This is a genomic window from Vallitalea guaymasensis, from assembly GCF_018141425.1.
GTDB lineage: Bacteria > Bacillota > Clostridia > Lachnospirales > Vallitaleaceae > Vallitalea > Vallitalea guaymasensis.
Genome location: NZ_CP058561.1, coordinates 2,785,064 through 2,799,141, shown reverse-complemented (window position 1 = coordinate 2,799,141; position 14,078 = coordinate 2,785,064). Strand labels below are relative to the sequence as shown.

Annotated in this window: 17 protein-coding genes; 4 read left to right on the top strand and 13 right to left on the bottom strand. The window is 30.0% G+C overall.

Annotation, left to right across the window (positions count from 1 at the left end; translation table 11 throughout):
* Nucleotides 1–15 precede the first annotated feature (15 nt).
* The 6 genes from HYG85_RS12380 to HYG85_RS12355 all read right to left on the bottom strand — a co-directional run bounded on the left by HYG85_RS12380 (nt 16) and on the right by HYG85_RS12355 (nt 3,857).
* The gene (locus HYG85_RS12380; protein WP_113673227.1) at nt 16–423 is read right to left on the bottom strand and encodes a phage tail assembly chaperone; all 408 of its coding nucleotides are present in this window, start codon (nt 421–423) and stop codon (nt 16–18) included.
* A gap of 107 nt (nt 424–530) precedes the next feature.
* Nucleotides 531–989, bottom strand: coding sequence for a phage tail tube protein (locus tag HYG85_RS12375; protein WP_212693661.1), 459 nt, complete (start codon nt 987–989; stop codon nt 531–533).
* Nucleotide 990: 1 nt separating this feature from the next.
* Complete coding sequence (locus HYG85_RS12370; RefSeq protein WP_212693660.1) at nt 991–2,301, bottom strand: phage tail sheath family protein; 1,311 nt, start codon at nt 2,299–2,301, stop codon at nt 991–993.
* A gap of 74 nt (nt 2,302–2,375) precedes the next feature.
* Nucleotides 2,376–2,795, bottom strand: a complete 420-nt coding sequence (locus HYG85_RS12365) for a phage tail terminator family protein (RefSeq protein WP_212693659.1) — start codon at nt 2,793–2,795, stop codon at nt 2,376–2,378.
* Between the two features lie 158 nt (nt 2,796–2,953).
* The gene (locus tag HYG85_RS12360; protein WP_212693658.1) at nt 2,954–3,238 is read right to left on the bottom strand and encodes a helix-turn-helix domain-containing protein; all 285 of its coding nucleotides are present in this window, start codon (nt 3,236–3,238) and stop codon (nt 2,954–2,956) included.
* 373 nt (nt 3,239–3,611) lie between these two features.
* A complete protein-coding gene (locus HYG85_RS12355) occupies nt 3,612–3,857 on the bottom strand; it encodes a hypothetical protein (protein ID WP_212693657.1) in 246 nt (81 codons plus the stop codon).
* A gap of 220 nt (nt 3,858–4,077) precedes the next feature.
* Here HYG85_RS12355 and HYG85_RS12350 point away from each other — a divergent pair, with 220 nt between their 5' ends.
* Nucleotides 4,078–4,734, top strand: coding sequence for a stalk domain-containing protein (locus HYG85_RS12350; protein WP_212693656.1), 657 nt, complete (start codon nt 4,078–4,080; stop codon nt 4,732–4,734).
* Between the two features lie 191 nt (nt 4,735–4,925).
* On the top strand, nt 4,926–5,483 hold the full coding sequence (locus tag HYG85_RS12345) for a stalk domain-containing protein (protein ID WP_212693655.1): 558 nt from the start codon (nt 4,926–4,928) through the stop codon (nt 5,481–5,483).
* Here HYG85_RS12345 and HYG85_RS12340 read toward each other — a convergent pair.
* A complete protein-coding gene (locus HYG85_RS12340) occupies nt 5,476–5,811 on the bottom strand; it encodes a hypothetical protein (protein WP_212693654.1) in 336 nt (111 codons plus the stop codon). The two genes, HYG85_RS12345 and HYG85_RS12340, sit on opposite strands and share 8 nt — an antisense overlap.
* 267 nt (nt 5,812–6,078) lie before the next feature.
* On the opposite strand from HYG85_RS12340, the gene HYG85_RS12335 reads away from it, so the two are divergent.
* Together HYG85_RS12335 and HYG85_RS12330 are read left to right on the top strand one after the other, a co-directional pair.
* Entirely contained in the window at nt 6,079–6,711 is a 633-nt protein-coding gene (locus HYG85_RS12335) for a stalk domain-containing protein (RefSeq protein ID WP_212693653.1), read from the top strand.
* A gap of 121 nt (nt 6,712–6,832) precedes the next feature.
* Nucleotides 6,833–7,405: a stalk domain-containing protein gene (locus tag HYG85_RS12330; RefSeq protein ID WP_212693652.1), complete on the top strand. Its 573-nt coding sequence runs from the start codon at nt 6,833–6,835 to the stop codon at nt 7,403–7,405.
* 104 nt (nt 7,406–7,509) lie between these two features.
* On the opposite strand, the gene HYG85_RS12325 is transcribed toward HYG85_RS12330, so the two are convergent.
* The 6 genes from HYG85_RS12325 to HYG85_RS12300 all read right to left on the bottom strand — a co-directional run bounded on the left by HYG85_RS12325 (nt 7,510) and on the right by HYG85_RS12300 (nt 14,072).
* On the bottom strand, nt 7,510–7,698 hold the full coding sequence (locus HYG85_RS12325) for a hypothetical protein (RefSeq protein ID WP_212693651.1): 189 nt from the start codon (nt 7,696–7,698) through the stop codon (nt 7,510–7,512).
* Nucleotides 7,695–8,117 carry a hypothetical protein gene (locus tag HYG85_RS12320; RefSeq protein ID WP_212693650.1) on the bottom strand — a complete coding sequence of 141 codons (423 nt, stop codon included), beginning with the start codon at nt 8,115–8,117 and terminating at the stop codon, nt 7,695–7,697. Before HYG85_RS12320 ends, HYG85_RS12325 begins: the two co-directional genes overlap by 4 nt.
* Nucleotides 8,118–8,428: 311 nt before the next feature.
* Entirely contained in the window at nt 8,429–9,340 is a 912-nt protein-coding gene (locus HYG85_RS12315) for a LacI family DNA-binding transcriptional regulator (protein ID WP_212693649.1), read from the bottom strand.
* 121 nt (nt 9,341–9,461) lie between these two features.
* Nucleotides 9,462–11,324 carry a glycoside hydrolase family 13 protein gene (locus HYG85_RS12310; protein ID WP_212693648.1) on the bottom strand — a complete coding sequence of 621 codons (1,863 nt, stop codon included), beginning with the start codon at nt 11,322–11,324 and terminating at the stop codon, nt 9,462–9,464.
* A 51-nt stretch (nt 11,325–11,375) separates the two neighbouring features.
* Nucleotides 11,376–12,968, bottom strand: coding sequence for an alpha-amylase family glycosyl hydrolase (locus HYG85_RS12305; protein WP_212693647.1), 1,593 nt, complete (start codon nt 12,966–12,968; stop codon nt 11,376–11,378).
* Between the two features lie 18 nt (nt 12,969–12,986).
* The gene (locus tag HYG85_RS12300) at nt 12,987–14,072 is read right to left on the bottom strand and encodes an ABC transporter ATP-binding protein (RefSeq protein WP_276515031.1); all 1,086 of its coding nucleotides are present in this window, start codon (nt 14,070–14,072) and stop codon (nt 12,987–12,989) included.
* Nucleotides 14,073–14,078 lie beyond the last annotated feature (6 nt).

Sequence of the window (14,078 nt, the reverse complement as noted above, 5' to 3'; positions counted from 1 at the left end):
AATCTCCCTCAATAATTAGTTTTTTGCCTGTTCTTTTAACTCCTCAAGGTCTGTATATCCAGATAAAGTCTGAATTTGATCTGCCAATGTAGCAATTTCTCCAGGTAACATAACTTTCTTGATATAATCTTCTGGTGTTACGCAACCAACACTTTTAATACTATCTGCTTCTTCAAACTTAGGGTCTACAGTTCCTTTTATAGCAATTAATCTATTGAATTTGCTTACATCAAAATCAACTTTTCCTTTTTTACCTGTACGCATACATATTTTCTGGATATCTGACATTTCGCTGTCTGTAATGGCTCTAATCTTGAATTTTAATAAGCTGCCTTTTTTGTCTTTGAATCTATTAGAAACTAGTACCTCTTCTGTGATATCATCAATAATATTTTCATTTAAAAATGCTTGTAAACTACTCATTCTCTTCACTCCTCTAATTGTTTTATATCTTCATAGAGTAAGGAAAGCAAAAGCCTCCCTTTACACATATGAAAATAGTTCTGTTTGATTTTCTATTAAACTACGACCTATTCTATGACATTAAATTTGTTTAATACTTCAATATCATCAAATGTGAAGCTTAATTCTTCATCTAATACATCTTTATCAATATCAAGTTGTCCTATGATTACACTGTCAATATTACAGTTTTTTAGTACAACTGTTTGTTTTCCAGCTTCACTTGCTGGGTCTTCATTCACTACTTGAATGTCAAAGTATACATCTTTTCCAGTTTTTATATAATCAAGCATCAATTGTCTGAATTCACTTGTTATATAATAGATAGTCATACTTCCTGTACCTTTCCAGCCAGTAGCTTTACTATGAGTTGCTCTACTGCCTAGAACTTTGATCTCAGATTTGTTCTTTTCAATCTTGGCATCTATTTTTTTAATATAAGCCATTTCTTTTACAACACCGTCGATTGTCTTAAAGACTTTTCCTTCTCTTCCTGATATAATATCTTGTGCTTTTAAAATCGCCATATTATTTCACCTCCACAGTCATATACAGTTTTTCCATTCCATCTACAGGTTGTGCAGCTATTCTTACTACAACAACATCTGTATCTGTACTAGCTAATACTTGTACATCTTTTCCAGTATCTAAGTTAGTGATAGAATCATTGTTCTGGTATTTTTGCAGGCATTTAATGATTTCATTCTTAAGAAGGTTTCTGCCATCTTCATTGTTACTTATTTTACCAATGAAATATTCATTTCCAACTTTGGTAATGTCATTATTGATTGCATCCAATGTACGAATGACTCTGTTTTTCCTGAACATTCTACCTTTGTCTTTTGTATAAGTATGTAATGTGTTGATATCGTACTCTACTCTTGCTTTTCCATCATAACCAGTAAATAAGAATTCTCCGTCATTAATAGATGATTCTATAGCTGAATAGTTATATTTCTTGTCTACATCTACAGCTCCGTCATAGAAATCATATGTTAATGATTTATTAGTGTTAGCTGCTGCTGTTGCTCCTGCTACCCAAGCAGTTGCTTTCTTAGCTTCTAATGTAGTACCATCTTCAAGTACAACACCATTTTTGACACTGATAATTCCTTCATAATTAGCATTACTGTAACTTTCAGCTACTAATACTACTTTATTACCTTCATCATCTCTAAGTCTTTTGATCCATTGTTTGAATGCATCTTTTATGCCTATATCTGTTACATCGTATAATGCGCATGTATTAAAGTAATATACTTCAATAGCTTCTCTATATGCTGTATAATTCTCTGAAGCAACTGTGCCATTAGTACCGCCTGTTAAGCTTACACCAGCTGTTGCGGTCAATGAATCTGAACCAGTGAATACAACAAACTCATTGTCTTGTAAGTCTTGTACAGTCTTTACTCCTTGTTGGAGATCTACAAGTTTAGTTCCAATAAAAGTTTTAACATTGAAGTTTTCACCTTCTGCTTCTATTGTAATTTTTAAGTCATTACCTTTTGTACCTGTGTATTTTGCAGTTGCAGTTAAATTACCTTCTGTTACAGCAGCTTTTGAACCGTCTGCCATAGTATTCAATCTATAAACTAAAACTTTCTCAGCTCTTTTTAAACCTTCTCTGATTGGTACTAAGTTATATAGTTCTTCTCCTAAAATAGGAAGTGTATCAGTATTTTGTGTTACTTCTATTACCTCTTGTTCTGGACCAAAGTCAAGGTTTAGAGGCATTGTTATGATACCCCTATGTAATTCGTCTGTCTCCATGCTTGTTTGTTGAAAATTAATATATACTCCTGGTCTTACTTTATTTTGAGTAGTCCATGTTCCACCCATTTGTAGCACCTTCCTTTCAAATGTTATGTTTCTAGTTTTGATAAGTGATCTAATAATTATCTGATTTTCGTTACTTACTTGAATTCAACATTTTTGTTAATACCTTTTATAGAATCCACAGCGTCTTTTGGTTTTAATATCTTAAGTTGAATAGAAAATCTGTAATGTAACGTATCTTCTGTTATTTCACTTATTCTTTCCCCAATTCTTATCAAAGTATTTTCTATTTCTAGATACCCTAGCTCTTCATCAAGTTTGTCTGATATATCCCAGTATTTTTCATTTTTATTAGCATCATCTAAGTAACTTGCAATATCTAGTTGTACGTTTTGATTTATTATATCTCTCTGATTATAAGCAGTTTTTTCTTCTACTATAATTCTTAGAGCTGGTTTAACGATTTCTGATATTGGTTTGTCTTCTAGGTAAATATTATAATTAGGATATAAATTTTCTAACTTTACTTTCAAAGCGTTTTTTACTTTGTTAATCATCTGTTTCCCTCCCAACCTATATATGTAGGATTAATGATTAATCCTGTCATATACTATTTTCGTAATGCATTACTATAAACGATCGTTTAGACAGTAGCTTTTGTCTTAGCTGACTGGCTTGTATATATAATAGCATTACCTAACACGACATTAACACGTCATTTTATAACTTTTTTATAATTTTTCTCAATTCTTTGAATCTGTCTTGATGACATACCTAATTTCTCTGCTGTTTTCTCTTGGGTTAAGCCTTCTATGACTCTATAGTAAAAAACTTTATTATTTTTTCCTTGTGTCTTAGAAAATTCTTGGTCCACTTTTTCTTTTTCTTGTCTTAACTGCTGTAATCTTTTTTGCTGTAATGATATGTATTTTTCTATGGTATCAGATTCGTTTTGATAGGATTCTAATAGGGTTTCTAGTACTATGATCCTTTGTTGCAAGTCTTCGTATGAATTGTATATGATGTTAATTTTTCTCCCCCCTCTATGTAAATGCTTCTTTTGATACTAGTTAAATATCTCTTCTTCCTTTACATTAAATACAAATGCTATTCTAAGCCTATGATAATGATTGGGATATGCTTTTCCTTTTTCCCATAGCCAATAATGTTTTTGATAGTAAATAGATGATAATTGTTGCTATAACTAAATAATAGCATTTAATAATACGACATTAACACGTCACAAATTATAGTATATAAAATCAGCAAGGCTCTCCATCTGGAAAGCCTTGCATAAGTCCTTCTTTTACTACCCTTTTGATATTAACTTTAGCTCGATCATTCTTTATATCTTGAAATGATTTATCTTTATCTTATAATAATAATAGATTTGAGCTATTTAAAAATCTAATAATATCCCTCGCTGATTTTGATGTATACCTTGTTGCATTAGTAATGCTACTCCAATATGCTCGAAAACCTCTGTCAGTCCTTTCACTGCTATAAGGAGGTGATGGAGTATCAGGTAGAGGCAATTTATCAGTTACTACGCTAATACTTCCCGCACCATACCAACTATTACCATGATATCCCTTAACTAAGTCCTTCGTAAAATGCATAATTATCATAATTTTCCTTTGGATAGTATGGAATAGCTTGAACCTTTACAGATGTTTGCGTTTTTGATATTAGTCTAAGTTCCATTTTAACACCTCTTTTCTTCTATATAATAAATTAGTAATATTAGTTTATGATTGTAGTTAATTAAATTGACATATTCAATTACTCTGCATTATAATCATTATATAAGTGTATAATATTATAAAGGAGATTAACATAATGAAAAAATTTGTAGCAGGATTTGTGGCAGCTATTTTATTGACAAGCTCATTTTTATTTGTTTATGCAGATGATATTAAAGAATACGTCTGTACCAAAGTTAAATATGATATTCTTGTTGATGGAGAGGTTTATAAGGATGATAACCTTCCAGCTTTAGTTTATGAAGGTAACACTTATCTTCCCGTCAGGAACTTCTGTAATTTATTAGGTGCTGATGTTGAGTGGAATGATGAATTACAACAAGCTGAAATAAGTACAGTATCTAACATTCAGAATTATTCAGACCAAACTTCTCAAACCGAAAAATTTGTTTATTTAAAATCAGATGAATCTTATGATAATGGAGATGTTAATATATCTTTATGTGAAATAAATGCATCAAAGACAATTGTATCCTTTAAAGTAAAAGTCGTATTTAATAAGGATAGATTTTGGTCTGGTACATTAACAACAGGCTATTATATTACTGACAATGAATTATATAATACTGAAGAAGGTAGGCTTAGAATTTTTATCACAGGGCGTAGTGAGTATGGAAAAGAAAAAACTATGACTTTTAGAATGGATAACGAAGAAAATTATAATATAACTGGTGTATGCCTTTCATTTCCATCTTTGGGAATTAATAACTTAGTATGGAAAATAGTCGATTAATATCGACTATTTTATTAAATAACACCTTCTTGATGTAACTCATCATTAATAAAAGCTATTATAACAATGGGTACTATTTCTAATTATTTAATCATACATAGTTTAATTTATTGTTACTAATTAAATTGACCTATTAATTATTCTGTATTATGATCATTTTATAAATATATATTAAAAAGGAGATTAACATAATGAAAAAATTTGTAGCAGGATTTGTAGCAGCTATTTTGTTGACTAGCTCATTTTTATTTGTTTATGCAGATGATATTAAAGAATACGTCTGTACCAAAGTTAAATATGATATTCTTGTTGATGGAGAGGTTTATAAGGATGATAACCTTCCAGCTTTAGTTTATGAAGGTAACACTTATCTTCCTGTCAGGAACTTCTGTAATTTATTAGGTGCTGATGTTGAGTGGAATGATGAACTGTGTAGGGCTGAATTAAGAACAAGTAATTATGATATAAATGAAACACAAAAATATACTTTTAGTACTTATAAAGGCAAAACTGCTATAACATACAACAACAATACATATTTACCTATTATTTACTTCATTAATCTTGGTGTTAAAAATAAGCCTATAGAAAACACTGGTTTGGAATTGATCTATAAATCCAAATCTTATATAGTCCAAATTTCAAACTCTAATGATCTTATAGTAGCACCATTACCCCATCATAAAGAAGTTTATTTCTATATTAATATTAATATACTAGAGAATAATCTAGGTGTTGAAATTAATTAGCTATAAATATAATAAATAATTTTGTACACTTATAACACGTTAGTTTTGTACCTGATTCATAAAAATAAGGATATAGGTTAATACCTACCCTAACATTCCCCATTATTGAAGTAGTAGCAGCATTTATTGCTACATCACAACATGATTCAAATAAATTATTATATTCAGTGTAAATACTAGCTCCAGAATTAAAAACTATTTTTTTCTCTTTGTCTATTTCTTCAATATCACCAATACTTAAATAATCAGCTAAAAACATTTCTCTAGTTTCACTATCTACATTAAACTTATCTACCCATATATTCCATATATAATGTTGAATTTTCATTCCATTACTAACATTCAATGTAGTTTTTAACGTACCTCTTACATTACTATTATTAGTCCTAACTACAATACCTTCTGAACTATTTGCTGTTCCAGATGTATTCCATCAATCATCTAAAAGCTATTATAACAACGGTACTATTAACCATAATCTAATTATTTAATCAAATATAGTATTATTAACTGCTACTAATTAAATTGACATATTCAATTACTCTGCATTATAATCATTTTATAAATGTATAATATTATAAAGGAGATTAACATAATGAAAAAATTTGTAGCAGGATTTGTAGCAGCTATTTTATTGACAAGCTCATTTTTATTTGTTTATGCAGATGATATTAATCAATACGTCTGCACCAAAGTTAAATATAATATTCTTGTTGATGGTGAAGTTTATAAGGATGATAAACTTCCAGCTTTAGTTTATGAAGATAACACTTATCTTCCTGTCAGGAACTTCTGTAATTTATTAGGTGCTGATGTTGAGTGGAATGGTGAATTACAACAGGCTGAAATTAAGAGTTACATAAAACACAAGAATAATATACCAAAAAGCTCAAATATGACTGAAACAAATGAATATATTTTTTATACAGACAAAAAATATCCTAGTCTTCAGTGTATAAATTATAATAACAGGAAATATGTAACTACTGAGAGCATAAACATGTTTTTGAAAGAAAAAGATACCAAATGTACTTTACTTACGGAATGGCTTGATAAAAAATATGATAGTTATACCTTATCGTTAATAAAATTTGATAAAGATAATAATAGTATATATCTTTTAAAAGATATTAATAATGTTATAGTATCTAATCAATTTTTGTGTATAGAATATGAATATTTCATAAAATCCATCTTATCATTAACAATATACACTCTCAATAAGTAAATAAGAGTGTATTATAAAAAAATTATTAACTCTAGTCTAATTATTTAATCATACACAATATAATTAATTATTCTGTATTATAATCATTTTATAAATATATATTAAAAAGGAGATTAACATAATGAAAAAATTTGTAGCAGGATTTGTAGCAGCAATATTGTTGACAAGCTCATTTTTATTTGTTTATGCAGATGATATTAAAGAATACGTCTGCACCAAAGTTAAATATGATATTCTTGTTGATGGTGAAGTTTATATGGATGATAAGCTTCCAGCTTTAGTTTATGAAGGTAACACTTATCTTCCTGTCAGAAACTTCTGTAATTTATTAGGTGCTGATGTTGAGTGGAATGCTCAATTAAGTAGAGTGGAAATTGGCAAACAAAATGTAACTCCAGAAAAAATTTCTACTCCATCCCTCACTGATAATGGCATCCCAATATACAATATAGATGACATAAATTATGTTGGATTAGAAGACATTCATTATATATATAGTTCTTTTGACGATGGTTATGGTTTTTTATTTCGTGATGAATCTAACAAAAAAACAGCTACACTTATCAGCGGGAAAACGCATGAAGCACTTATTACCTTTGATATTTCCAATGCTGTAGAATATATGGGAAGGACTTGCATTACACTATCCTTCTACCAAAAAAATATTCTACCTTATCTAAACAAAGATATTTAAAATCTTTGTTTAGGATTAATTTTATCCAAACACAGCTAGTACATTGCCAACTGTTACTACTTCCTCATTATTAAATAATAATTTACCATTCGATGATTGTATTCTTATATCATTACCTTCACAATTATAAGCTTCTTTATTAGATAAAATATGTACATCTTACCTCTGACACAAGGAATAAAAATTTTAAAATCAACCTCTCTAGGTTTATCAACAGATACTGCTATTTTGCCAATAATTATAATGGTTATTATAGCTGTAATCTGTATAGCTATTTCAATTAAATATTTCAAATGGGAGTAGTAACCATATTCCCATTTTCCAACTTTTTCTCGATTCTCTGTACTTGTCTAGCTGACATATATAATTTTTCAGCGGTCTGTTCTTGGGTCATACCTTTGACAATTCTATAATAGAAAACTCTCTCATTAGTTCCTTCTAACCCACCCATTATACTATCTATCTTCTCTTTTTCCTTTATCAAACGGATGAGTTCTTCCTCATGTAGTAATATATGTGAATCCATTATCTTAATTTCCTTTAAGTAAGTCATGTATGATATTCTCTCATCCTTGACTTTTATAACACTTTGTTTTCCACTTTCTAATACATTTACAAGCAATTCCTTCTCTTTTTTATAAGAATCCAATCTTAATTTTATAACAGATATTCTTTTTAATAAATCCTCATAAGAGCCATATAAAATATTCATTCATTAACCTCCAATTTGTTCTGATATTTCTCTATACTTAACTATCATTATAAGTTCAATATTCTAAAAGAAGATTATTATTACTCAAAACGAGTAGTTGAGTATAAAAAAATATATTTCATTAATTTTGTAATATAAAAATAGATAAGTACTTTTATTATTATTACCATAATAATATTATAATACTCATTACGTGTAATGTCAATGAACAATTTGACAACTTTATGATTAATTTACTCAAAATGCGTAGTCAGATTTGTAGAATAGCCTTGATAATACTACAAATAAAGAAATACCTATGTTAACCATAATTACTTAGGTTTATTATGGTTAACATAAATATATTTATTATCACTGTATTGCTTATCTATCAATTTAAATAGTTGATTAGATGCTAATACCGCTTTCTTTTTATTGCTGAATACAACCGTTCTTATATCTTTATCCAGTAAATAATCACTACCGCATATGGATATAACAAAGATATTCTTATTATCAATGAATCTGGAAGCCATATCGCCAATGAATTCATTTATAATTATACCTTTTTTATCCTTATTTCTTTCAAGGAAACTTTCTAATTCTTCTACAGAATCCATTTCATAGATAAGTTCCTTGTTAAAATCATCTCTGATATATTCCATAATCCTTTTATCATTGTATCTACTGGTCACAAGAAAGATTTCTTCTCTATTATAAATCTTTTTTATAGATGCTATAGCCTTAGAAAAATTCCACGTGATCTTGTGGAAATATCTATCTTCAATTAAACTGTCAACTATTATCATGGGTGCCGATATTTTCGTTGATAGTTTATAGAATATATCTCCCCTTACATTAATTAGAAATACACCCTCTAGAACTCTTTTTGATGTAATGTCAATTTCAGGTTTTGTAACGCTGATGGTACTTACAATAACATCATAGTTATTCCTTCTCATTACTTTTTCCAGCTCTCTCACCAAATCTGTATATAAGAATTTTTCCCAAGGGTCTTCATTTTCACTAGTAATGATTAGTATACCTATCAAAGAAGATTTCTTATTAGCAAGAGTCCTGGCAGCTATGTTAGGAACATAGTTCAATTCATAAGCCACTTCCAGAATTTTCTCTCTTGTTTTAAGACTGATCTTCTGGTCCGTTCTGTTATTGAGTACATAAGAAACTGATGCTACTGACACACCAGCATGGTCAGCAATATCTTTCAGCGTAACCTTTTTCATTATATCACCTTTATCTGTTGAATTAATATCTGATTTAATTCAACAGATTTCCTTATTTATTATAAAAATTGTTTTATATATTATACTATATATAATAATTAAAACACAAATAAATATATTATTAAAGCCTTAAGATCAAAAATGAATTTTCTTCCATTACAACTTCGTCTGATAGGTTCATTTCCTGTTGGTTATAGATATCTTCTACCTTTTTATTCATAAGTTGTTCTGGTAATGTAATATTAAGCTCTTGGTTGCTATTATTCATGATGATATATAATTCTTGTTCACCACTAACCTTTTTGTAGATTAGATATTCTTTTTCATTATCGTAATCAACCCATCTAAGTTCTGTACTATTAAAAGCTTTATAAGTATTTCTAAGGTTAATTAATGTCTTAAGATGATTCTTAATCTTATCATTGTGCTTATCATTATCCCAAACCATACACTTCCTGTTGTTAGGATCAGTATTTCCATTTACTCCTACTTCACTTCCATAGTAGATACTTGGAGTGCCTGGGAATGTAAACTGAAATAAATATGCTAGATTTGTTTTATCAGCATTTTCATAGCAGACTGTCAAAATCCTCTCTGTATCATGGCTATCTACTAGATTAAACATATTTTTCAATATATTTTTAGGATATGTAGTAAGTACTCTATTAACTGCTTCTATAAAAGTAGATGGTTTTATATGTAAGTTATTATTTTTCCCAAAAAAGGACCAGATAGGCATTAATAGGTCATAATTCATAGTTGAATCAAATTGTCCTGAATGTAGCCATGGGAAGGCTTCATCCCAATTTTCTCCTATAATTACAACGTCTTTTTTTACTCCTTTTACTTCTTTTCTGAATTCTCTCCAGAATTCATGGGATACTTCATTGGATACGTCTAATCGCCATCCATCTATATCATATTCTTCTATCCAGTACTTAGCCGCTCCCATTAGATGCTCTTTAACTAATTCATTATCTGTATTCCATTTTGGCATTCTAGGTGTAAAACCAAAAGTAGCATAATTGAAGTTGACCAAGTTGTCATATGTCATATTATCTATATCTGGATCATTATTATCATCCAGAGGGAAATTGACAACAGAATCTCCATTTATATAGAAACAGTCATAATATTTGGAGTCTCTTCCGTTTTTAACAACATCCTGCCAATAAGGATGTCTCCATCCACAGTGGTTGAATACTGCATCAAGCATTATTCTAATCCCTCTTTTATGAGCTTCCTGTACTAGTTCTTTAAAAGTATCATTAGTCCCAAAATGAGAGTCAATTTTATAATAATCTTCTATATCGTATTTGTGACTAGAAGGAGATTGGAATATCGGTGTAAAATAAATTCCAGTGAATCCCATATCTTTTATATAATCTAATTTGTTGATTACACCTCTTAGGTCTCCACCAAAAAACATATCATTGGTAACATTATCAATGCTTCCCCATTCTAATACGTTCTCATCATTGATGGATAAATCCCCATTAGAAAATCTTTCAGTGAAAATCTGATACCATGTAGTATCAGCCACCCACTTAGGAGCATCATAAATGTCTTCATGATTCACATAAGGGAAATTGAAGAAATTTTCTAAGTTATATATTCTTTTTTTCTCATCAACAGTATTCAAATCAATAATTTCTCTACTGCCAAAAATTACTTTTGTATCTTTATTTTTAATTAGGAAAGCGTATTTAGCTCTTTTCCATTTTGGTTTGATCTCACAGAACCAATAGTCATGCATACCTGTTGAATATTCTTTTAACATAGGTATACCTAATGAACTATCTGCCTTCCATTCACTTGTATTAACTTCATCTTCTTTTGGACCATAATGGAATGGGTCTCCATATATTAATTTTATTTCATCTACTTCATCTTTTCCTGTTCGAATTTTTATATGAACCGTTTCTTTATCATATGCATATGCATATTTACTTTTCGCTTCATGATAGATTGCTGCAATATTCATTATGTTTTCCTCCTGATGCTTTAATCAATTCTTTTTTAATTATTTCTTTTATTATTTAACCTTAAAGATTATACTACATTTTCCTGGTAATTCAATGGTATTATCTTCTATTAATGGTTGCTGTGGGTTAGAAAATAAAACCTCACCTAATTCATAATCTTTTTCTAATTCTTTCTTATCAATCTTTATCTTATTTGAATATAAGTTATGTACAACTATTAATGTTTCATCTTCATACTTTCGTTCATAAGCAACCACTTTTGAACTGATGGTTTCAATTCCTACTAGTTCTCCAGACATTAGCGCATTATTATTTTGACGAAGTCTGATTATCTTTCTATAATAATCTAGTAGTGTATCTTTTTCTTCTTCTTGCTTAATAACACTTAATGCATCTTTATTGGAGTCTAATGGCTTCCACGTTGTTTGATAGGAATCTCCCCATATAAAAGGTTCACGTATATATTCATCTGGTTTATTTCCTTTCATTCCAAGCTCTTCACCATAATAGATAAAAGGATTACCTGGCAAAGTCATATAAATGGAAGTGGCAAGTTTCATATTTGTCAAATCTCCATCTAGAAAATCCATTGCCCTTTGGGTATCATGATTACTTAGAAATGGTGCGTCAATAAAATTATCACTGTATTTATTGATAGCAGAATAATTCATATCCAGTTCTTGAATCAATCCGTTATTTCTACGACCAAAATCTCTCTCAAATTTAACCATTCCCAATATACCTTCACCACTAAGGTCAAAGTTGAAGGAAGTATCAAAATTACTTGCATAGACTGCTCTTTTTTCATTAGCTTCCCATATTTCACCAACTAAATAATAGTCTGGCTTGACTTTTCTAAGGGCAGTATCAAATTCCTGCCACCAATCCTTAGTTTTACTATCATAATCTTCATTTTCAGGTAATTCACCTAAACCAAAAATATGTGGAACCGCATCGATTCTAAAACCATCAACACCTTTTTCTAACCAGTATGTTGCTACTTTTATCATTTCATCTCTTAGGGCTTGTGAATTATAATTAAAATCTGGCATTCCATCCCAGAAAATGGCGTAATAATAATTATTACCTATCTTATTCCAAGCATTATGTCCCCAGATTTGCATATCAAATTTATAACCCTCTGCATCCTCAGGCATGATATCATAATAACTCCTATAGTCACTATTCTCATCATTAACTGCTTCAGTAAACCAAGGATGTTGAGAAGATGAATGGTTAAGTACCAAATCCATAATTACTTTTATATTCCTCTTATGTGCTTCTTCAAGTAACCGTTGGAAGTCATCTAATGTGCCATAATCAGGGTTGATATCATAATAATCTGTTATATCATAACCATGATATGAAGGTGAGGGATTTATAGGCATCAGCCAAATACCATTAATACCTAAGTCATCATCTGTTGAGGGATCATTGTCATTGAGATAATCCAGTTTGTCAATAATACCATTTATATCCCCAATACCATCATTATTACTGTCAGCAAATGACCTGACAAAAATTTCATACCAAACACCATTTAGGCTGTTATTCACAGTGGTTTTATTACCTTTAGTACAGCCGCTAAGTGCTAGTGGTATGGTAAGTAATAAAACAAAAACAATTCCAATCTTTTTGTTCATGCTTTCCCCTCTCATTTATTAATTAATTCTAATCTCCGTTTCTGTATCAAAAAAGTGTATTGCTGATAGGTCAAAACCAAATGAGTGACGTTCCCCTTCATTGTATACATGATGTCCTGGTGTAGAAATAATGATATCTTTATCTGTCTTAGTTTTGGTATAGAGTATCTTTTCTTTTCCCAGCATTTCAATAACATCTATAGTACATTCAAAAGTATCTTCTAATCCCTTACCACTGGTGAATCTCTCAGGTCTAAGTCCAACAGTCACTGATTTATTTTCATATGGTTTCAGAAGCTCTAAGTCATTATTATTTGGTTTTATCTTTATGACTTTATCATCTGAGATAAACATACCATTTGACATTTTTCCTTTGATGAGGTTCATGGTTGGTGAACCAATGAATTTTGCTACAAATATGTTGTGAGGTTTGTTATAAAACTCCTCTGGTTTTCCTGCCTGCTGTATTTTACCACCATTCATAAGCACGATCTTGGTAGCCATGGTCATTGCCTCAGTTTGGTCATGGGTTACATAGATGGATGTTGTACCCAAGGTCTTATGTAAACGAACAAGTTCGACTCTCATATGTTCTCTTAATTTTGCATCAAGATTGGATAATGGTTCATCCATTAAAAATACACTTGGTTTTCTAACCATTGCACGTCCTAATGCAACACGCTGTCTTTGCCCTCCTGATATATCAGATGGCTTGGAATATAGATAATCTTTTATTTGAAGTACTTCAGCAGCTTCCATAACTCTATCATGTATAACTTTTTTCCTCTCTTTTCTCATAGATAATGAAAAAGCCATATTTTCATAGACAGTCATATGAGGATATAATGCGTATGATTGGAATACCATTGCAATATCCCTGTCTTTTGGTGCCACTTTATTGACTCTCAAGCCATCAAATAAAAGGTCTCCTTCAGTAATAGAATTTAATCCTGCAACCATTCTGAGTAGTGTGGTTTTTCCACATCCAGATGGTCCTAGAATTACACAGAATTCTTTATCTTCTATATCCAGATTAATATTTCTTAACGTAAAATCTTCTCTACCTTCATACTTTTTACCAATGTTTTTAAATTCTACTTTCATAATGCC